At 58.9% G+C, this 19,007-nt stretch carries 16 protein-coding genes, 1 tRNA gene, 2 pseudogenes and 1 other annotated feature; of the genes and pseudogenes, 7 read left to right on the top strand and 12 right to left on the bottom strand.

The window, feature by feature from the left end; all coding sequences use genetic code 11:
- Nucleotides 1–241 precede the first annotated feature (241 nt).
- Nucleotides 242–895, bottom strand: a complete 654-nt coding sequence (locus HD598_RS10440; RefSeq protein WP_084637254.1) for an MOSC domain-containing protein — start codon at nt 893–895, stop codon at nt 242–244.
- A gap of 70 nt (nt 896–965) precedes the next feature.
- On the opposite strand from HD598_RS10440, the gene HD598_RS10435 reads away from it, so the two are divergent.
- Nucleotides 966–1,457, top strand: coding sequence for a hypothetical protein (locus HD598_RS10435; protein WP_071894920.1), 492 nt, complete (start codon nt 966–968; stop codon nt 1,455–1,457).
- A 133-nt stretch (nt 1,458–1,590) separates the two neighbouring features.
- Here HD598_RS10435 and HD598_RS10430 read toward each other — a convergent pair whose 3' ends face one another.
- Both HD598_RS10430 and HD598_RS10425 read right to left on the bottom strand, forming a co-directional pair.
- Nucleotides 1,591–2,778 (bottom strand): cystathionine gamma-synthase, encoded by a 1,188-nt coding sequence (locus HD598_RS10430; RefSeq protein ID WP_183665719.1) that lies wholly within the window; start codon nt 2,776–2,778, stop codon nt 1,591–1,593.
- Between the two features lie 16 nt (nt 2,779–2,794).
- Nucleotides 2,795–4,183: a cystathionine beta-synthase gene (locus tag HD598_RS10425; RefSeq protein ID WP_183665717.1), complete on the bottom strand. Its 1,389-nt coding sequence runs from the start codon at nt 4,181–4,183 to the stop codon at nt 2,795–2,797.
- A gap of 81 nt (nt 4,184–4,264) precedes the next feature.
- On the opposite strand from HD598_RS10425, the gene HD598_RS10420 reads away from it, so the two are divergent.
- On the top strand, nt 4,265–5,206 hold the full coding sequence (locus tag HD598_RS10420) for a DNA-3-methyladenine glycosylase family protein (RefSeq protein WP_260170538.1): 942 nt from the start codon (nt 4,265–4,267) through the stop codon (nt 5,204–5,206).
- Here HD598_RS10420 and HD598_RS10415 read toward each other — a convergent pair.
- Together HD598_RS10415 and trxA are read right to left on the bottom strand one after the other, a co-directional pair.
- A complete protein-coding gene (locus tag HD598_RS10415) occupies nt 5,191–6,864 on the bottom strand; it encodes an AMP-binding protein (protein ID WP_183665713.1) in 1,674 nt (557 codons plus the stop codon). The genes HD598_RS10420 and HD598_RS10415 overlap by 16 nt on opposite strands.
- Before the next feature lie 82 nt (nt 6,865–6,946).
- Nucleotides 6,947–7,324, bottom strand: a complete 378-nt coding sequence (trxA, locus tag HD598_RS10410) for a thioredoxin (RefSeq protein ID WP_183665711.1) — start codon at nt 7,322–7,324, stop codon at nt 6,947–6,949.
- Between the two features lie 129 nt (nt 7,325–7,453).
- Here trxA and HD598_RS10405 point away from each other — a divergent pair, with 129 nt between their 5' ends.
- Nucleotides 7,454–7,879 carry a hypothetical protein gene (locus tag HD598_RS10405; RefSeq protein WP_071894916.1) on the top strand — a complete coding sequence of 142 codons (426 nt, stop codon included), beginning with the start codon at nt 7,454–7,456 and terminating at the stop codon, nt 7,877–7,879.
- Nucleotides 7,880–8,011: 132 nt separating this feature from the next.
- Here the strand turns inward: HD598_RS10405 and HD598_RS10400 are convergent, their stop codons facing one another.
- A complete protein-coding gene (locus tag HD598_RS10400; protein WP_157103301.1) occupies nt 8,012–8,419 on the bottom strand; it encodes a hypothetical protein in 408 nt (135 codons plus the stop codon).
- Between the two features lie 305 nt (nt 8,420–8,724).
- Between HD598_RS10400 and HD598_RS10395 the strand changes: the two are divergent.
- A pseudogene (locus HD598_RS10395) lies at nt 8,725–9,321 on the top strand (transposase); the annotation flags it as partial.
- A 133-nt stretch (nt 9,322–9,454) separates the two neighbouring features.
- Here HD598_RS10395 and HD598_RS10390 read toward each other — a convergent pair.
- The 3 genes from HD598_RS10390 to HD598_RS10380 all read right to left on the bottom strand — a co-directional run bounded on the left by HD598_RS10390 (nt 9,455) and on the right by HD598_RS10380 (nt 13,570).
- Nucleotides 9,455–9,766, bottom strand: a complete 312-nt coding sequence (locus HD598_RS10390; protein WP_071894914.1) for a putative quinol monooxygenase — start codon at nt 9,764–9,766, stop codon at nt 9,455–9,457.
- Entirely contained in the window at nt 9,759–10,322 is a 564-nt protein-coding gene (locus HD598_RS10385) for a type 1 glutamine amidotransferase domain-containing protein (protein ID WP_071894913.1), read from the bottom strand. The genes HD598_RS10390 and HD598_RS10385 overlap by 8 nt, the downstream gene beginning before the upstream one ends.
- 566 nt (nt 10,323–10,888) lie before the next feature.
- Nucleotides 10,889–13,570, bottom strand: coding sequence for an excinuclease ABC subunit UvrA (locus tag HD598_RS10380; protein WP_183665709.1), 2,682 nt, complete (start codon nt 13,568–13,570; stop codon nt 10,889–10,891).
- A 472-nt stretch (nt 13,571–14,042) separates the two neighbouring features.
- Between HD598_RS10380 and HD598_RS10375 the strand changes: the two genes are divergently transcribed.
- Nucleotides 14,043–15,301, top strand: a protein-coding gene (locus tag HD598_RS10375; protein WP_183665707.1) for an IS3 family transposase whose coding sequence is annotated in 2 segments (ribosomal slippage) — nt 14,043–14,316 and nt 14,316–15,301 — 1,260 coding nt in all. Because the reading frame shifts where the segments join, the coding sequence is not laid out codon by codon here.
- A gap of 14 nt (nt 15,302–15,315) precedes the next feature.
- Here the strand turns inward: HD598_RS10375 and HD598_RS10370 are convergent.
- Nucleotides 15,316–16,559 (bottom strand): annotated as a pseudogene (locus HD598_RS10370) (IS3 family transposase).
- Nucleotides 16,150–16,284: a sequence feature (AL1L pseudoknot), on the bottom strand. Its footprint overlaps the pseudogene before it by 135 nt.
- A 73-nt stretch (nt 16,560–16,632) precedes the next feature.
- On the opposite strand from HD598_RS10370, the gene HD598_RS13585 reads away from it, so the two are divergent.
- The gene (locus HD598_RS13585) at nt 16,633–16,761 is read left to right on the top strand and encodes a hypothetical protein (protein ID WP_260170537.1); all 129 of its coding nucleotides are present in this window, start codon (nt 16,633–16,635) and stop codon (nt 16,759–16,761) included.
- A 53-nt stretch (nt 16,762–16,814) separates the two neighbouring features.
- Here the strand turns inward: HD598_RS13585 and HD598_RS10365 are convergent.
- A tRNA-Tyr gene (locus HD598_RS10365) sits at nt 16,815–16,896 on the bottom strand.
- A 205-nt stretch (nt 16,897–17,101) separates the two neighbouring features.
- Here HD598_RS10365 and HD598_RS10360 point away from each other — a divergent pair.
- On the top strand, nt 17,102–17,590 hold the full coding sequence (locus tag HD598_RS10360; RefSeq protein ID WP_071894910.1) for a YajQ family cyclic di-GMP-binding protein: 489 nt from the start codon (nt 17,102–17,104) through the stop codon (nt 17,588–17,590).
- A 129-nt stretch (nt 17,591–17,719) separates the two neighbouring features.
- On the opposite strand, the gene efeB is transcribed toward HD598_RS10360, so the two are convergent.
- On the bottom strand, nt 17,720–19,006 hold the full coding sequence (gene efeB / locus HD598_RS10355) for an iron uptake transporter deferrochelatase/peroxidase subunit (RefSeq protein WP_183665705.1): 1,287 nt from the start codon (nt 19,004–19,006) through the stop codon (nt 17,720–17,722).
- Nucleotide 19,007 lies beyond the last annotated feature (1 nt).

The following is a 19,007-nucleotide window of genomic DNA, read 5'->3' as shown; positions in this document are numbered from 1 at the left end:
GTCTGTAGACAAGATTTCAACCTCACAGATTGGGGGCGGGAGGCCGCGCTATTGCGGCTCACATGGGACAAAAACACCACGTCTCCGGCAGCTCCCCCTATGAATATCTCATCGCAGGCGCTCCACCCAAGGGTGAAGACTTCACTTTTTATTGACCTGCGCTATACACACGCACAAGTACTTCTGCCTCAGATACTGGGCAGAAAAGAGGGGAATTCCGGAAATCGGCGAACACTCTATGCTACAGCACCCGGAGGACTTCGCGCACAACTTTAGGTGTGAGCTGTAGCTCGCCAGCCTTCTCGGCGTCCTGTAGAGCCCGGGCCTGCGCGGGAGTTGGCCCTCGAAAGAGATCCTTGACACTCACTCCGTGGCTAGGCAAAAACGTCACTGTGATCTCATCTCCAGCCTGAATGCTGCCCTTCCGCGTGACGCGCAAATAGGCGCCCGTATTGCCGTTGTCAGTGAATCGCTGCACCCAGTTGTCTTCACCCATGCGTCGCGCGAACGTGGAGCACGGGGTACGCGGAATGGTGACCTCAAATTCCGCCGAACCGATGGCGCAGCGAGTGCCAATCACGGCATTCGAGACATCCAGCCCTTCAGTCCGGAGGTTCTCACCGAATTCACCGGGCGCAATCTCACGACCCAGCTCAGCCGCCCACACGGCGGCGTCTTCGGCAGCGAACGCGTAAACGGCCTGCTCGTCACCGCCATGGTGAGCCCGATCGGCCTGAACATCCGCATAGAGCCCCAACTTGCCGACCTTCACTTTGCCCTCCACCGAACGCTTGTCGATGGCCGTGACGCCCACCGTGCCGCGATCTGGGAGGAGCTGAAAGACTCGGCAAACATGCGTGACGCGAGCTGTTGTGATGGTTTCACTAGATTCCATAGACCTACTCTATGAAACCTTCGGGACATGCGCTCCCCTAACACCGAGCGGCATTGGCTACGCTGGAAGAGTGTCACGCCCTTCCGAAACATCGAAGCCCTCTTCCGCCTCTTCGCAGCCTGCCTCCAAATCGGCGTCGCGGCGGCTCCCCGGCGTGATCCGCGCGGCTGTTGGCTGGTGGACGGCGGCCGCCCTGGTCTGCGGCGCCTTCGCGGTGGCGTCTTTCCTGAATTCAGACATCGCCGGCACCACGAGCCCCGTGGGCTTCATCGGTTTGGGCTTGTTGCTGTCCGTGCTGACGATCATTTTGGGAATCGGCGCATGGCGTTTGTGGCGGGGACAATTGCAGGGCCGCATCATGTTGACGACGTTCGGCATCATCGGCGGATTGCCGTTGCTTTTCCGCGGCCCACGACTCATGCCGATCGCCATCGCCCTGCTGGTGGGCGTCGTGTTGCTGTACTTGCCAGCGAGTATTCGCTTCTTCAAACCTCAGGTCGATGAAGCACGAGCTCAGCGTAAAGCTGCTCGTAAAGCGGAAAAGGCTGCACGCAAGCGCTGAGAGCGCCATCTGGCTCACTTGACCGCCCCATGCGTGGCCAAAATGCTACAACTTTTCGCGATTTCCTCGTCGAAAAGCGTTCTCACATGGGGTGAGTTGTAGCGAAGTGGCCTCACATGGGAGGTGGCAGCTCTTAGAGAGCGCCGAAGGCCTGCTTCAAGTCAGCCAACAGGTCCTGCTCGTCCTCGATACCCACGGACAAGCGCAAGAGATCCTCTGGAACGGCAAGCTCGGTGCCCTTGACGGACGCATGAGTCATCTCAGACGGGTAGTTCACGAGAGACTCGATGCCCCCCAAAGACTCGGCCAAGGTAAACAAGCGCAGGGACTCGGCGAACTTGCGAGCTGCAGCCTCGCCGCCCTTGAGACGGAAGGACACCACTCCACCGAAGGACTTCATCTGCTTGGCGGCGAGATCGTGACCTGGGTGCTCTGGAAGTCCCGGGTACATCACGTGAGATACCTCGGGGCGGGTCAGCAAGAACTCGGCCACGGCCTGACCGTTACGCGAGTGGCGATCCATACGAACACCCAAGGTCTTGAGTCCACGCGTGGTCAAGAACGCGTCCATCGGACCGGAGACAGCGCCCACGGCGAACTGGACGAAGCCAATCTTCTCGGCGAGCTCGTCATCATTCACAATGACGGCACCGCCAACCACGTCAGAGTGTCCGCCAATGTACTTGGTGGTGGAGTGCACCACGATGTCAGCGCCGAAGGACAGCGGCTGCTGCAGGTAAGGCGTGGCGAAAGTGTTGTCCACGACGAAGAGCGCGCCAGCTGCGTGCGCAATTTCTGCGAGCGCCGCGAGGTCGGAGATCTTCATCATCGGGTTGGATGGGGTTTCCACCCACAGGATGCGGGTCTGGCCGTCGGCCACAGCGGCCTTCACCGCGTCCAAATCAGCCATATCAACTGGCTTGTTGGTGATGCCCCATTCGCCCAAGACACGGCTGATGAGTCGGTAGGTTCCGCCGTAGGCGTCGTTACCCAAAACAATGTGATCGCCCGGACGCGTGAGCGCGCGAATCAGCGAATCTTCCGCGGCGAGTCCCGAGGAGAAGGAGAAAGCATGCTTGCCACCTTCGAGGGAGGCAAGCTGCTCTTGAAGTGCATCGCGCGTGGGATTGGTGCCGCGGCCGTACTCATAGCCGTCCCGCAGGCCACCAATTCCATCTTGCGCGTATGTGGTGCTGAAGTGCACCGGCGGAATAACAGCGCCCGTGCGAGGTTCAAACGCCTGACCGGCGTGCACGGCGCGGGTGTTGAAACCGCCCTTTGCGTTGTTCTCAGAAGTCAACGAAGATTCAGAAGCAGACATGCCTCCTAGGCTACGCTCACTCCCCTGCCTTTTGGCTAGCTACATCGCCACTATTCGTCACAAGCGAAGTCTTCGTCACAACGCCGGCAACGACGCCGTCCTTAGCTACCAACACCACGTCGGCAGCTTCCGGAACATTCACGGTTTCCACGCCCTGGTATGCGCCGGCGAGCGGCAATGGGCCACCCACAAAGTCCGCAAGTGGCGCGCTTGCTTGAGCTCCGTCGTCGTACGCCTTCTGAATTCCCGCAGCGGAAATGGAGCCGCGCAATTCACCCAACATCACAGGTGGCTCGTGCGAGACCACAGGCAAGGTAGGCAGGCCGGACTCGGTGATGCGCTGCAAAGCGTCGCCGAGAGTTGCTTCCAAACGCACGTGAGGGACGGTGGCGGTGTCCAAAGACAGCACGTCCTGCACGCGGGCGCCGGAGACCTCAGGGGAAATGAATCCGCGCTCGGTCATCCAGGCATCGTTGAAGATCTTGCCGAGGTAGCCACGGCCGGAGTCCGGCAAGAGCACCACCACAACGGCGGATTCGGGCAGATCGCGGGCGGCCTGCAAAGCTGCCACGACGGCCATACCTGAAGAGCCACCCACGAGGAGTCCCTCTTCGCGGGCCAAACGGCGGGTCATGGCGAAGGCGTCGTTGTCCGAGACCGCGATGACCTCATCCGGCACGTTCTTGTCATAGTTGTCCGGCCACATATCCTCGCCCACGCCTTCAACGAAGTACGGGCGGCCCGTGCCACCGGAGTAGACGGAGCCTTCTGGGTCTGCGGCGATGATCTGCACGCGGCCCGAAGCGCGGTCTGCCGAGATGTCGCGCAAGTAGCGGCCGGTGCCGGTGATGGTTCCGCCCGTGCCCGCGCCTGCCACGAAGTGCGTGACCTGGCCTTCGGTGTCGTCCCAAATCTCTGGACCGGTGGTTTCGTAGTGGCTATTCGGCGCGGCCGGGTTGGAGAACTGGTCCGGCTTGTACGCGCCGTCGATCTCGGAAACCAAACGGTCAGAGACGCCGTAGTAGGACTCCGGGGAATCAGGGGCGACGGCAGTCGGGGTGACCACGACATCGGCGCCGTACGCGCGCAGCACGTCACGTTTTTCTTCGCCCACCTTGTCAGGCGTCACGAAGATGGTGTTGTAACCCTTCATTTGCGCTACGAGCGCCAGGCCTACGCCAGTGTTGCCGGAGGTAGGTTCAACCACGGTTCCGCCGGGCTTAAGGTGCCCCTGCTTTTCCGCTTCTTCAATCATCTTGAGCGCGATGCGGTCTTTGACCGATCCGCCCGGATTCAAGTATTCGAGCTTGACGAGGACGGTGGCTTTGACGCCATCAGTGACCTTGCTCAGCTTGACGAGGGGAGTTTTTCCAATGAGATCCAGGACGGAATTCGCGTACTTCATTTGGCAAACTCTACTCGGCGGGCGCCGCGCTCGCCTAAGCTTCGTGACCTATTTGTCATGTGCGAGTGGGACGATAGTGGGATGAGTTTTTCAGCGCCCTTGATCACGCATTGGGATCCTTGCGGTCCCTTTGATCTTGCGCGCACACTCGGCGTGCTGCAGCGCGGGGCCAATGACCCCACCGTGCGCGTGAGCACCGGCGAGGCCTGGCTTTGCTTCCAGTACGACGGCGCAGCTACCGCCGTGCGCGTCCGTCACCTCTCCGCTGGGGCACCGGTGGAGTTCGCCGTGTGGAGTTCTGCTGCGGAGGCCGTGGCGGACTCACTTCCGCGATTGGTGGGAGCGCACGACGATTGGGCTGCGTTCGATGATCCGGCTTTCGTAGATACCCTGCCCCGTCTGGTGACAGAAGCACGACGCCGCCACCCCGGCATCCGCTTTCCAGCGACCGGCCGCGTGTTTGATGCGTTAGTGCCCGCCATTTTGGAGCAGAAAGTCACGGGCATGGAAGCCCGGTACGCGTGGGCCTATCTGGTGAATCGCTTTGGTACTGCCGCGCCGGGACCGGTTCCTCGCGGTATGAAGATTGCGCCGACGGCTGCTGGTTGGCGACGAGTTCCCACGTGGGAATGGCACAAGGCTCGCGTTGATTACAAGCGCCGAGATGCGATTCTGCGTTGCGCTCATCTGGGTTCCGGATTGGACCGATTGTCCGACAACCCTGACGCCCATGAGGTGGAGGAGAAGATGCGCACCGTTCCGGGCGTTGGCGCATGGACGGCCGCCGAAGTACTTCAGCGCACGCACGGCTCCCCCGACCACATTTCGGTGGGCGACTTTCACTTGGCGCACTTTGTAGGCCAAGCCTTGACCGGCCGCCGCACGGATGACGCCGGCATGCTTGAGCTTCTCGAGCCATGGACGGGTCATCGGCAGCGGGTAGTCCGCATGTTGGGACTTTCCGGCGCCAAGAACCCGTCCTACGGTCCTCGATTACACCCGATGGATCACCGAGCGCGCTGAAGCGCCTCTGCTGCCTCGTTGCGTAGTTCGACCTTGCGGATCTTGCCAGAGATGGTCATCGGGAAAGACTCACGGATCTGGATGTAGCGTGGGATCTTGTAGTGCGCGATCTTGCCGGAGCAGAAGGCTTTGATGCCGTCGGCGTCGAGGGGCTCACGGTCCTCGTGCAGGATGATGCACGCCATGAGTTCTTCACCGTATTTCTCATCCGGAACACCAATGACCTGAACGTCGCGGATGTCTGGGTGGCTGTAGAGGAACTCTTCAATCTCACGCGGGGAGATGTTTTCGCCGCCGCGGATCACGATGTCCTTGATGCGACCCTCAATGCGCACGTAGCCGTCCTCGTCCATGACTGCGAGGTCGCCGGTGTGCATCCAGCCGTCTTCGTCGACGGCTTGGGCGGTCTTCTCTGGTTCGTTCCAGTAGCCGGTCATGACGGAGTAGCCCTGGGTGCAGAGCTCGCCGGCGCTGCCACGAGGAACCGTATCGCCGTCCGCGCCGACCACCTTGATTTCCAACTGCGGCATGACGCGTCCGACGGTCTGGGTGCGGCGCTCGAGGGAATCATCCACGCGCGTCATGGTGGACACCGGGCTGGTCTCCGTCATGCCGTAGCAAATAGCGACTTCGGACATGTTCATCTCGGAGATGACCCTCTTCATGACCTCCACCGGGCAATTGGAGCCTGCCATGACGCCGGTGCGCAACGTGGAAAGGTCATAGTCTGCGAAGTTCGGCAGTGCGAGTTCGGCAATGAACATTGTGGGGACGCCATAAAGCGAGGTGCCGCCGTACTTCTGAACGGCTTCGAGAGCGAGATCAGGTTTGAAGGCCCGGCCTGGGAGCACCGTGGCCGAGCCGTGCGAAAGCGCCGCCAAGTTGCCGATCACCATGCCGAAGCAGTGGAAGAACGGTACAGGAAGAACGACGCGGTCCTTCTCGGTGTAGGACAAGAGCTCACCGATATGGAAGCCGTTGTTGAGCAAGTTCTTGTGGGTGAGCGTAGCGCCTTTCGGAAACCCCGTGGTGCCAGAGGTGTACTGCAAGTTGATGGGGTCATCCGGCGTGAGGCTCGCTTCGCGGGCCGCCAAGTCTGCGTCCGAAACGTTCGCACCCAAGGTGAGGAAATCCGCCCACGCAAGCTCGTGCTCGCCGAAGGTGGTGTTCGGGACGGAAGCTGCGGCGTCGTCCGCTAAGAAAATGAGGTCCTGCAAACCCGCGGCCTCATCGCGAGCGGCGCGGGCCATGGCGGGGTAATCACCGATTGCCTCGGCGGGTGCCACGACGAGTCCTCGCATGCCGTTCTGGTTCACGACGAAGTTGAGCTCGTGTTGGCGGTAGGCGGGGTTGACGTTGACCAGGATGACGCCGGCCTTCGCCGTGGCGTACTGCAAGAACGTCCACTCGTGGCAATTGGGGCTCCAAATGCCGAGTCGATCGTCGCGCTCATAGCCCATGGCGAGCAGCGACTTAGCGATCTGGTCCGTTGCCTCGTCCACCTTGCGGTAGGTGAAGCTGCGGTCCGTGGCCGCTTCAATGACGGCGATGGAGTCAGGAAAACGCTGGACGACCGAACGGAAATTCGCACCAATCGTCTCGCTCAGGATAGGGATATCCGTGGGTCCAATAGCGTGCGACAGTTCCTGAACGGTCATTCTCACAACTCCTCGGTTAGTGCTGATTCACTCAATCATAGCGTGACGCAGAACACATTCCCGAGGAGGTGTGAGTTGACGATTACTGCTTGTCAGAGCCTTGCTGCTGAGCCGCAATCTGTGCGTGAACCTCTTCCATATCCAAACCCTTGACGGCCTGAACCAGCTCTTCGAAGTTCGCTTCAGGCAGTGCGCCAGGCTGGCTGAACACCAGCACGCGATCGCGGAAAGCCATGAGCGTTGGGATAGACGTGATGCCAGCGGCCGCTGCGAGACCCTGCTCAGCTTCCGTGTCTACCTTTGCGAAGGTGACATCAGGGTGCTTCTCCGAAACCTTGTCATAGACCGGCGCGAAGTTGCGGCACGGACCGCACCAAGCGGCCCAGAAGTCGATGAAGACGATCTCGTTGTCCGTAATGGTCTTCTCGAACGACGATTCTTTGATGTTGATGGTTGCCATGAACTAACGGTAGCGGCTGAAGCGAGTTATCCACAGAGTTTTTGCCGGGAGTCCGCTGACGGAAGAAAACGGCTAAATTCACTAGCAAGCGCTTAGAAGAACGGAAACTAGCCACCACCAAAACTGGAAATGGGACCAATCATGGGCCGCTACACCCTCCTTCTCGTCATTGAAAACTGCATCTTGCGCGATGCCATAGCCCTCACCACCACTCTCAGCGCCGACTACACGCGCCGCTTTCCTGAGACCGTTGAAGTCGTTGACACCGAGATCTACGCCGTGGGCGTTGCCCGCCCCATTCAAGAACGACTCCGGGTGCCACGGGCGCTTGAGGAACCGTCCGAGTCCGGGACGGTCCAGGGACAGGTCCACGCGATCTGGAAGAACGACAAGTGGTTTTACCCGGACCAGTGTCCGAGCCCTCCCGAGGATGACAACGGAGCGACTTCTTGGCAGTGGACGCACTTCGACGTCATTTCCTCCGCAGATCCGGAATCGTTCATGTTTGTCATGGACGTCTACGTGCGCGAATACGAGGCGCTTGAAGCTGCGTAGGCAAACGACGGACTGGGAACCGTGACTAAGTGTTCCATGAAGGTTCCTTGTATCGAAACGTGGAAGCACAAAGCAAAAGGCTCCGAATCTTACTTCCCCCCTCAGCCCGGAACAGACGATAACCGCGTCGGGCTACGCTTGAGGTACTCGAAGTACTAGAACCAGCCCTTCATGCGTGACTGTCGCGCCAAGTAAATCCCCGCCGGCATCAAGGAAAGCCACATCAACATTGCCCAGGTCCGTTTCATGAATCTGGTCCCCTGTCGGAGTTGCCACGTAACTAAAAAACCCGCCCAGATCTTCAAGAGCCCTAACGATTTCCCGGTCATAGCGATACCGAAGCAACACAGCATCCGGCTGTGAACGGGAGTACCCAGGACGCACGCCGACGCCTTCACGCCGACTCGGCTTCAAAACCGAAAGACGCCCAACCAAGGGATGCGAATCATCGCCATCACAAAAAACCAACTCGATAAACGCAGTCCTCGGCCTCAACGAGCGCATCCATTCAAGCTGCGCACCACGATCAAGACCAGTCACAACCTCAAACTCACACCCAGCCACGCTAAGACACTCCCCACTGAGACAAACAAGAACTCAGACAACAGATTATGGGCTACCAACCCCAACTTTCACTTCCACGCAAAAGAAAGAACCCACGCTGCCCCGATTCTTTCTCTCCAAAAAGGAGAAGAGTCGCGCTGCCCCTTCCACAAAGAACAGCGCGACTCTCATCAACGACTTTCCTAGCAGCTAGGAAGTTCGTCCGGTTTGTTCGGCGAATACGCATCTGGGGTTAGCCTGAATTAGTGGACACCCGAACATTCGGAACCACCCGATCCCGCATTTGGCAGGATGTCACTGATGAGCAATACGAAAAGCAACGCAGGTCCTTCACCGGGGAATATCCCCGAGAAGCCGCCGGCCTGATCATCGATACCGGACGCAACATCAGCGCGGTAGCCAAGGAACTGAACCTCGGCGAGCAGACACTGGGCACAGGTGAAGAAAGAACGATCCCGCCGAGGCCCGGACGGTGAGCCGACCGCAGCGATGGACGAGTCCGATAGCGAGGAACTCAAACGCTTGCGCAAAGAAGTCTTCGAACTGCGGAAGGACAACCGCTTCCGGGGAAAGCCGCCTCCTTCTTCGCGTCGAAGCAACATCGGTCGAACGGTTCGAACTGATGCACGCGTTAAAGGATGAGTTCACCCTGACACGGATGGCGGCATTACTTCAGGTATCAAAGTCAAGCTATTACGCCTGGAGGCAACGCCAAACCTCTGGCCCACCCCCAAGGATTGCTGCGCAACGGGCAGAACACCGATTTGGTGAAGAGGGCTCTGCGCATAGCCAGGACCCTGCGAGAACAGATTCCGGGTCAGGTGGTGTTCCACACGGACCGCGGCGCGCAGTTCACCTCGACCCAGCTGAATAAGCTAGATCATGTGTCCACTAGTTGCGGAGAACCCCATGCCCAGCTCTGGATTTCTATGTGCCGTCAGCTGACTTCCCGGTGCGGGTTATAGCAGAACCGTGAAGACCACACCCGGTAAAACCACTAAAATTAGTCCTCTACACGTTTTCACCGGGCAGCTTATATGCAAGCACATCGACGTTCTCAACGTTCGGGTCTACGCTGAACAGATCTGCTCCCTGGGCAGCGAGCGCTTGGCCGACGCCTCCAGACAAGTGAGTCTGGCGGGCCCCGTCGTCTGGGAACACGTCAAAGATCCCGAAGGTCGATGCATCGAACTTCAAAGCGAACCAGGCCCGCGTCCCTTCTTCTTGCTCGACAATCGAGCGCGCGCTACGGAGAAACTCCGCGACTTCCTCTTCTTTGCCTGGCTTGGCCCGCAGTACTACCGACAATGCAACCTCAATCATGGTCGCCTCCCTTGGCTTCGCTGAGCTGTTCTACGATCGCGGAGCAAAAAGCCGGAAGATCGTCGGGCCAGCGACTGGTGATGAGGTTCCCATCACGTACGACCTCTTCATCCACGACATTCGCACCGGCATTGCGCAAGTCAGTGCGGATGCTCGGGTAGGAAGTCAGCGTCCGACCGTTCGCGACACCGGCTTCGATCAGCGTCCATGGGCCGTGGCAGATCGAGGCGACCAGCTTGCCGGTGGCCACGAAATCGCGCACAAAACCTACCGCATCGGCATCCATCCGAAGCTGGTCCGGGTTGACCGTGCCACCAGGAAGCAACAGTGCATCATAGTCACCGACCGAAACTGATTTCACTAGGGCATCTACTGAGAATGTCCCAGCTTCATCCAGGTCATTCTTTCGAGCTTTGATCTCGCCCTCGTGCAGCGACAGCAGCTCAGTCGTGGCGCCGGCATCAAGTAGCGCCTGTCTCGGCTGTTCCAGCTCGACTCGCTCCACGCCGTCTGCGGCAAGGATCGCTACCCGCTTGCCTTTCAATTCGTCTGCCATTTTGTGCTCCGTTCTTTAAGAGGTGATGACCTGCCTGTGTAGGCGGGTCATCACCTGTCCATAAACGACAACATAATCTAGGTGCAGCACTACCTTGGTACAGTCGTCAGTGTACTCTTCGAAGTTCCAAAAGGCGTCAGCCCGCCTGCCCAAGGACAGGGCGTAGGTAACTACCAGACGCGGCTTTGTCTTGGCACCAACGATGAGATCCCTGTGTCGACTGTTTTACTTTTATATCAAGGCCAAACTTGCGATAACGACTGGCCTTTCGAGCAGTGTATACCGTCAAAGAACCACTGCATATAGCAATCCCGGGTGCTTTGACTTTCCTTTCTCATCTGATCCGCCGCAGGGTTTTGAGGTATAAAACGCCTGACATCTGATACCGCCAGTGAACTGCATCAACTACACCAGACGATTCAGGGAATTTCGTCCGAGCAGCCCACCGGCTCATCGTCAATGCCTGCGCCACAAGCTCGCAACCTGGTTCTCATATCAGGCACAGCACATACTCTTTTGATGTGCTCACCAGTCCGGCCAGCTCCCTCTGCGAAGCCCACCGGCGCTCACCCGCGGGAGGCAGCCTCGTGCAATGCCGCTTCGAGGTACGGTGCCGACGCGCCGACTCCGCGCGAGGCGACTTCCTCAGGGGTTCCTGAGGATACCACTGTGCCCCCGTCCTCACCTGCGCCCGGGCCGAGGTCGATGACGTAGTCGGCCGTTGCGACAACGCGCATGTCGAGCTCGACCGCGATGACAGTATTTCCTGCGTCAACGAGTGTCTGTAGGTGAGCCACAAGCCGGTCGGAATCTGCACAGTGGAGCCCTGAGGTAGGTTCGTCAAGTATATAAAGCGTGTCTCCACGCTGGGATCGTTGCAGCTCAGAAGCGAGCTTGACGCGTTGCGCCTCGCCTCCGGACAGCTCGGTAGCCGGCTGTCCGAGCCGCAGGTACCCGAGACCGACATCGATCAGTGCCCCCAGCGAGCGCATGATATCGAGCTCCTCGTGAAAGAAATCGTGAGCCTCCTCAACACTCATGGCGAGAATCTGCGCGATGTTGCAGCCGCGCCAGATGATCTCCAACGTGGTGGATTGGTAACGGGTGCCGTGGCAGTCGGGGCATTCGGTGTAGACCGATGGCAGGAATAGCAGTTCTACCATCACCGATCCTTCTCCCTTGCAGGTAGGACAACGGCCGCCAGTGACGTTGAAGGAGAATCGACCCGGTTTGTACCCGCGTGCACGAGCCTCGGGCGTTTCGGAGAACCTCCGCCTCACATGATCAAACAGCCCGGTATAGGTGGCGACGTTCGAACGCGGGGTGCGTCCGATAGGCCTCTGGTCAATGCTTACGACGCGGCGCACCCCAGAGAAGTCTCCGCGGACCGATCCTTTGACCTCCTCGGGTTCATCCGACAGCAAAAGCTCGTCATCTTCGGGAGTGTCAGTATCCTCTGCCTGCGCAGTCCGACCCAGTCGTTCGCCGATCAGCGCCGGCAGGGCCTGGCTGACTAGGCTCGACTTTCCTGATCCTGAAACTCCGGTGACAGCGGTGAACACCCCGAGCGGAACGGATAACGACACATTGTGCAGATTGTTACGGGTGACTTGCTCGAGGCGCAGCCATCCCTGTGGCTGGCGGGGCGTCCGCTGAAGCAGTCCATTGCCCTCGAACAGATACCCGCGGGTGACGGATTCCTCCACCTCCGCGAGCCCTTCGGTAGGCCCGCTGTAGACGACACGACCGCCGCGCTCTCCCGCGCCTGGTCCGATGTCAACTAACCAGTCAGCATGGCGCATCACGTCCACCGAATGTTCGACGACGAATAGACTGTTGCCTCGTCGCTTGAGCCCGTCCAGAATGCCGAGCAGCGCGGTGACATCCTGCGGATGCAATCCAGCGGAAGGCTCATCGAGAACGTATACCACCCCGAAGAGTTCAGAGGTCAGTTGGGTTGCGAGACGCAGTCGTTGTAATTCTCCTCCGGAGAGTGTGGGAGTGGTCCGTCCTAGGGAAAGATACCCCAGCCCTAGGTCAATGATGGGCCGTAGCCTATTGACGAGTTCTGCGCCCAGCCGGGCTGTGGCGGCCAGCCTTCCCGCTGAGTGGTTCGCTTCCCTGTTCACCGTATGGGCACCCCGGTGGGTTGTTTCCTCGGCATCGACGCGCTGCTGCGCTGCATCTGGTCGGGCTGCGTCGTCTGTTCTGTGACTTGCTTTCTCGATCCCGTCGAGATCGGCGGTGGCCTGCTCAACTGCTTTTTCGATCAGTACCGAGAGTTGCGCCAGCGGCAAGCTGGAGAGGTCTGAGACATCTAGGCCTTCGAACGTCACCGACAGGGCCTCCGGCTTCAGCCGTTTACCATGGCAAGCAGGGCAAGGAGCGACTGTAAGGAACTGCGCCACACGCCGCTTCATTGCCTCGCTCTTGCTATTCGCGAACGTGTCGAGTACGTACCGGCGAGCACCCACGAACGTTCCCGAGTAACTAGGTTCGACACCTCGCGCGATTGCGGCCCGTGCCTCGGCGAGAGTCAGCCGCGAATGGACCGGGACATACGGAGTCTGATCTGTGTAAAGGATCCAGTCACGTTCTTTCTTTGGCAGATCCTTCCAGGGGACGTCCACGTCGTACCCGAGGGCGACAAGCACATCGCGCAACTGATGACCGTGCCAGGCTTTTGGCCACGAGGCGATAGCCCGCTCGCGAATCGTAAGCGAGGGGTCGGGCACCATCTTGTCTTCAGGGACTTCGTACACCCGGCCAATGCCGTGACACTCCGGACAAGCTCCCTGCACGGTGTTGGCAGAGAAGTCTTCGGCGTAGAGCATCGGCTGATCATCAGGATAGTGTCCAGCCCGGGAAAAGAGCATGCGCACTAGCGAAGACACCGTAGTGATGCTACCGACCGAAGAGCGAGCGCTACGACCTCCACGTTGCTGCTGAAGAGCAACGGCCGGCGGCATACCTGTAATTGAATCGACGTCCGGAACGCCAGCCTGGTCAATCAGACGACGCGCATAGGGAGCGACCGACTCTAGGTAGCGGCGTTGGGACTCTGCGAACAGCGTTCCGAAAGCCAGAGAGGACTTCCCAGAGCCAGAGACTCCAGTGAAAACCACCAGCGCATCGCGGGGCACCGTGAGATCGATGTCCTGAAGGTTGTGTTCACGAGCGCCTAAAACACGTACGTTTTGCTGAACGGACAAGGACTGCGCTGACGCGGGCACGGGTGGTTCGAACATATTCGCGATACTAGCAACTACTAGCGACTCGTATCACCAATCTCGCAAGCTCGGGCACTAATTTGTTGACGGTTCACCTTTCTGCGGCGCGCCTTGTGGGCGCGAGGAACGACCGATCCGCTGGGCGTGGCGCTCTACCTTTAAGGCGGTCCTCCTGTGATTCAAGAACAGACCAACCAAGGCCTCTTCGCAAAAGGTGTTTACCCAGTGCTTATGTCTAAGCATTGACCCGATTCATTTATGGCCCGACCAGCATGTCTAAGGAACCGAAACCCATGGATTTCCGAATTTCACACTGAGCGATCAGTCTCTGACACGCATCGCACAACCTTGCACCGATAACAGCCCAAAAGAGAACACCACCGCCAACCTGGGACTCAGCGCCTAAGCGACCTGTAAATCACCTAGCAACGCGCCACAGTGAGCCGTCCCGGGTTTGATGCCGCTATCTTCTGTGAGAAAGATAGTGACTATGCCCAAGCAGTTCCCGCCCGAAGTTCGTGACCGTGCAGTGCGCATGACCATGGATCGGTTGTCCGAATACCCGTCTGTCTACGCTGCCTGCAAGGCACTGGCCCCGAAGCTCGGGGTCGGCCCTGAATCGCTCCGGCGCTGGGTTGTCCAGGCTCAAATCGATGCCGGTGAGAAGACCGGACCAAGCACTGATGAGTTGGAGGAAATCAAGCGGCTCCGGGCTGAGGTGCGGGACTTGAAAGAGTCTAACGAGATCCTGAAACAGGCCTCGATTTTCTTCGCGAGGGAGCTCGACCCTCGCCGCCGCTGATCTGTCGATTCATCGACGAAATGCGGGCTGTTGGTTACGCGGTCGAGTCGATCTGTGCCGTCCTGCGGGAGCAGGGCGTGCGGGTCGCCGCACGAACCTACCGGGCGTGGAAGAAACGCCTTCCAGCCCTGCGCACCATCGAAGACGCCCGCCTCACCGATGCACTTCGTGCTGTGAAAGTCCCCGACGCGAAGGGACGCCCCCGTCCCGAGATCATCTACGGACGGCGGAAAATGACACAGTGGCTGCGCCGTAACGGCTTCCCGGAAGCCTCCAAACACACCGTGGACCGGCTCATGCGCGAAGAAGGCATGAACGGGCTCGTCAGAGGCCGCAAGACCCGTACCACCATCTCCGGCAAGGACGGCCGCCGTGCCGGGGACCTGGTGAACCGGGACTTCACCGCCGCGGCTCCGAACCAGATCTGGGTCACTGATTTTACGTACGTCCCGGTCTACTCCGGATTCGTCTACGTTGCCCTGGTCATCGACCTGTATTCCCGGGCGATCCTCGGCTGGGAAACTTCAACCGTCAAGGACACCGCGTTCGTCGAACACTGCCTGCGGATGGCCTTGTGGCGGCGCGAACACACCGGCCGCCCGGCACCGACGGGACTAATTCACCACAGCGATGCCGGAAGCCAGTACACCTCGATCCGGTACACCGACACCCTGGCCTTGGAGGGCCTACAACCGTCCATTGGCAGTGTTGGTGACGCCTATGACAACGCAGCAGCCGAGACCGTGATGGGGTTGTTCAAGAACGAGGCCGTTGCGAAGGACTCACCGTTCCGCAGCGGGGCGTTGAAGACCGAAACCGACGTCATGGAAATCGTCTTCGAGTGGGTCCACTGGTACAACAACGAACGCCTGCATTCCGCCCTGGACCACCAAACGCCAGAGGAATACGAGCAGACATATTATGATCTTGAACCGTACTGGGTTTGATAGACAGTTTGTGTTCACGCACTGAGGGTTCCAGCCGTGGTTTGTTGGTGGTAATTGTTCTCGAATTCCGTGGGAGTTTGATACCCGATGCTCGAGTGCACGCGCATGGTGTTGAACCAGTCCACCCATTCGGCGGTCCTGGTTTCGACTTCTTGCACAGAGCCCCACACTTTCCGCTTCCTCGCGTGAATGAGTTCAGTCTTATACAAACCGATCGCCGATTCCATCAACGCGTTATCCAACGCGTCACCCACCGTCCCGATAGAACCCCGCACACCCGCATGTGACAAGGCTTCTTTGAGTTCAGTGGACGTGTATTGAGTGCCGGCGTCTGAATGATGAATCAGCTTTTTCACGCTGAAACGTTGCCCACTGAGCCGTCGAACCATGAGTGCATGATTCAACGCATTCGTCACCAACGAGGTACGCCGGGACGTATCCACGTTCCATCCCAGAATCCTGCGGGAGGCCACATCGGTGATGAAAGCGACATACACAAACCCTGACGGGACACGCACATAAGTGAAATCAGCCACCCAGACCGTGTTCAAATCCGTGACGTCCCACCCGCGTTTGACAAGATCAGGGAACCGGTGCGCGCTCCGATCGGAAACCGTGGTCACCGGTTTCCTGCCCCGAACGACCCCGTGAACACCGGCCAGTCGCATCAACCGTGCCACGTGATCACGGCCCACAACATGGCCTTCACGCTTGAGTGCATGCCACATTTTCACAATCCCATACACTCCGTAATGACGCTCATGCAGCTGCCTCACGACCGGCACAAGCTCACTATCACGTCGTGTTCTGGCGCTTATTGGTCGGGATTTGAAAGCGTAATACGTGCTCGGGGCGATCTTCACACCCGCATGACGCGTGAGCACCGTGCAGATCGGCTTGACCCCATAGCGATCCCGATGATGATCAATGAATTTCACGATCAACCTCGTGGGCGGTCGAGCTCCGCCGCGAAAAAAGACGCTGCCGAACGCAAGATCTCGTTCGCCCGCTTCGCTTCCGCGAGCTCGCGCTTCAACCTACGATTCTCGCTCGCCAAATCCACACTCACAGCCCCCGCCAAACCAGGAGTTGATTGTCGATTCCATGTCCGCAACGTGTCATACGGCATCCCCACCACGCCAGCAACCTGCCGGATCGACGCCGTAAGAGACTCTTCCTGATACTCCGAACGGCGTTCCTGCAACAACCGGACCGCGCGCTCCCGAAACGCTGTGTCGTACTTCACTCCACTGGGCATAACTCATTCTCCGATCAATCATGAGTGTCTAGCAAACCCAGTACGGTTCACCTACAGCGGCCACAAAATACGAATGCTCATCGACAACGCCGACATCACCGTCATCGACACAAAAACCGGAGAAATACTCAAACAGTTCGAAATCGACCCCAACAAGAACTACCAAAAACAAAAACCCAGCACCCACCAGGCACCAAGTTAAACAAAAATGTCCTGGGACATCGTTCAGAACGATGTCCCAGGACATTACAACGGTGGCAGATGAGGGATTCGAACCCCCGTAGGCGTTGCCAGCTGATTTACAGTCAGCCCCCTTTGGCCGCTCGGGTAATCTGCCGAACGTTCCTTTTGGAACGAATAGATACTTTACAGAGTGCGGGCGCAGAAATCTAATTGAGGGTTCGCAACATCCCCCACACTTCACCCTCACGTGGCGTGTATAGATGTGTACCTGCACTCAAAAACCCGGAATCTTCGCGAATTCTGCTCCAGAAATGGATAGTGTAGTGCGAAAGTAATCCCTCAAATGTCAGGAGTTTCACATGGCTAGCGATTCTAGTTTTGATGTTGTCAGCAAGGTTGACAAGCAAGAAGTCTCAAACGCACTGAACCAGGCTCAGAAGGAAATCGCACAGCGCTACGACTTCAAGGGCGTTGGCGCAGACGTTGATTTCTCCGGCGAGAAGATCCTCATGAAGGCAAACTCCGAAGAGCGCGTCAAGGCTGTGTTGGACGTTTTGCAGTCCAAGTTGGTCAAGCGCAATATCTCCTTGAAGTCCTTGGATGCGGGCGAACCTTTTGCGTCCGGCAAGGAGTACCGTATCGAGGCTTCCATCAAGGAAGGCATCGAGCAGGATGTAGCCAAGAAAATCACCAAGCTCATCCGCGACGAAGGACCCAAGGGCGTCAAGGCGCAGATCCAGGGCGACGAGCTCCGCGTGACCTCGAAGTCCCGCGATGATCTTCAGGAAGTCATCTCCATGCTCAAGGACTTCCCTGACGCTGCGTTGCAGTTCGTGAACTACCGCTAAGAGGTTCTGTACAAATCTGTACAAACAACTCAGGCGGTGAGCACCGGGGATTCCACATCGCCCGGCGCTCACGGCCTGATTGCTTTTCTCAGCCTGGCCAAACGCCTCTCACCCTTTCAGGCGAGGAGGCTACGCAGCCTCAAACAACCCTTGGCCCACGTACTGGCCTTCGCTCACGCCAGCTGGGATAGCGAACAATCCAGAGCCGGTGTGGCGCAAGTACTCGGACAGAAGATCGTTCTTCGCCATTGCGGTCTGCATGGGAACGTAGTGCGTGCGCGGATCCACCACGAAGGCAATAAAGAACAGCCCAGCGTCGAGGCGTCCAAGATTGTCCGAACCGTCCGTGTCGTTGAAGCCACGACGCAGCATCCGCACGCCGTTGTTGCGTGACGGATGAGCCAAGGCCACGTGGGAGTTCTCGTCGATGAGTGGACCGCGTCGTCCCGCGAGCTCAAAGTTCGGCTCAGTGAACTCTTCGCCGCCGGAGAGTGGTGCACCGGTCTTCTTGGTGCGACCAATGACCGTTTCCTGCTCGGCGAGAGAAGAGCGGTCCCAGGTTTCAATCGTCATGCGGATACGGCGAGTGACCATGTAGGTGCCCTCGTTCATCCACGCAGATCCACCGGCGGCCCCACTAACCCACACGTGTTCATCCATCACGGCTTCGTCCTCAGACTTGGGATTAGCCGTGCCGTCCTTAAATCCAAAGAGGTTTCGAGGCGTCACTTGGGAGGTGGACGTGGAGGAGGTTCGACCAAAGCCCAGCTGGGACCAACGCACGCGCGCCGTACCGAAGGCGAGACGCACGAGGTTTCGTACCGCGTGCACGGCCACTTGCGGGTCATCAGCGCAGGCTTGAACCACAATGTCCCCATCTGAGCGCGACGACTCGAGCTGGTCACCAGAGAAGTGCGGCAGCTCAATCAACGCTTCGGGCAAGTGATCCTTGAGCCCAAAACGGGCTTTGCCGTCAGCATCCACGAACAGCGAACGCCCGAAACCCACCGTCACGGTCAAATGGCTCGCGCTCAGATCCAAAGCTTCGCCGGTGTCTTCCGGAGGCGCCTCGTAGGACCCTTCGGTCGCCGCGCCATCTCCGCCCACTTCCTGACCAGCCGTCATGGACGCGATCGCCGCAGTCCACTCCTTGAGTAGCTCGATCAGCTCGTCCCGCGAATCAGTGGTCACATCAAACGCAGCGATGTGCAAGCGGTCTTGCACCGCCGTCGTAATTCCTGCTTGATGCGCACCGTAAAAAGGGACGGTGTCCGCCACCGCAGGCTCTTCTTGAGACGCGGCCGTTACTGCCTGCGCGCTCAAGACTCCGCCGGCGCCAACCGCGAGGCCCACTCCCCCGACACCCAGCGCCGATAAAATTTTGCGCCGACCAACGCCGGCAGTGCTCTCAGCCAAG

Origin of the sequence: Neomicrococcus aestuarii, from assembly GCF_014201135.1 — a bacterium.
Lineage (GTDB): Bacteria > Actinomycetota > Actinomycetes > Actinomycetales > Micrococcaceae > Neomicrococcus > Neomicrococcus aestuarii.
Note: the sequence above shows the minus strand (reverse complement) of the source record. Positions and strands in the feature narration are given on the sequence as shown.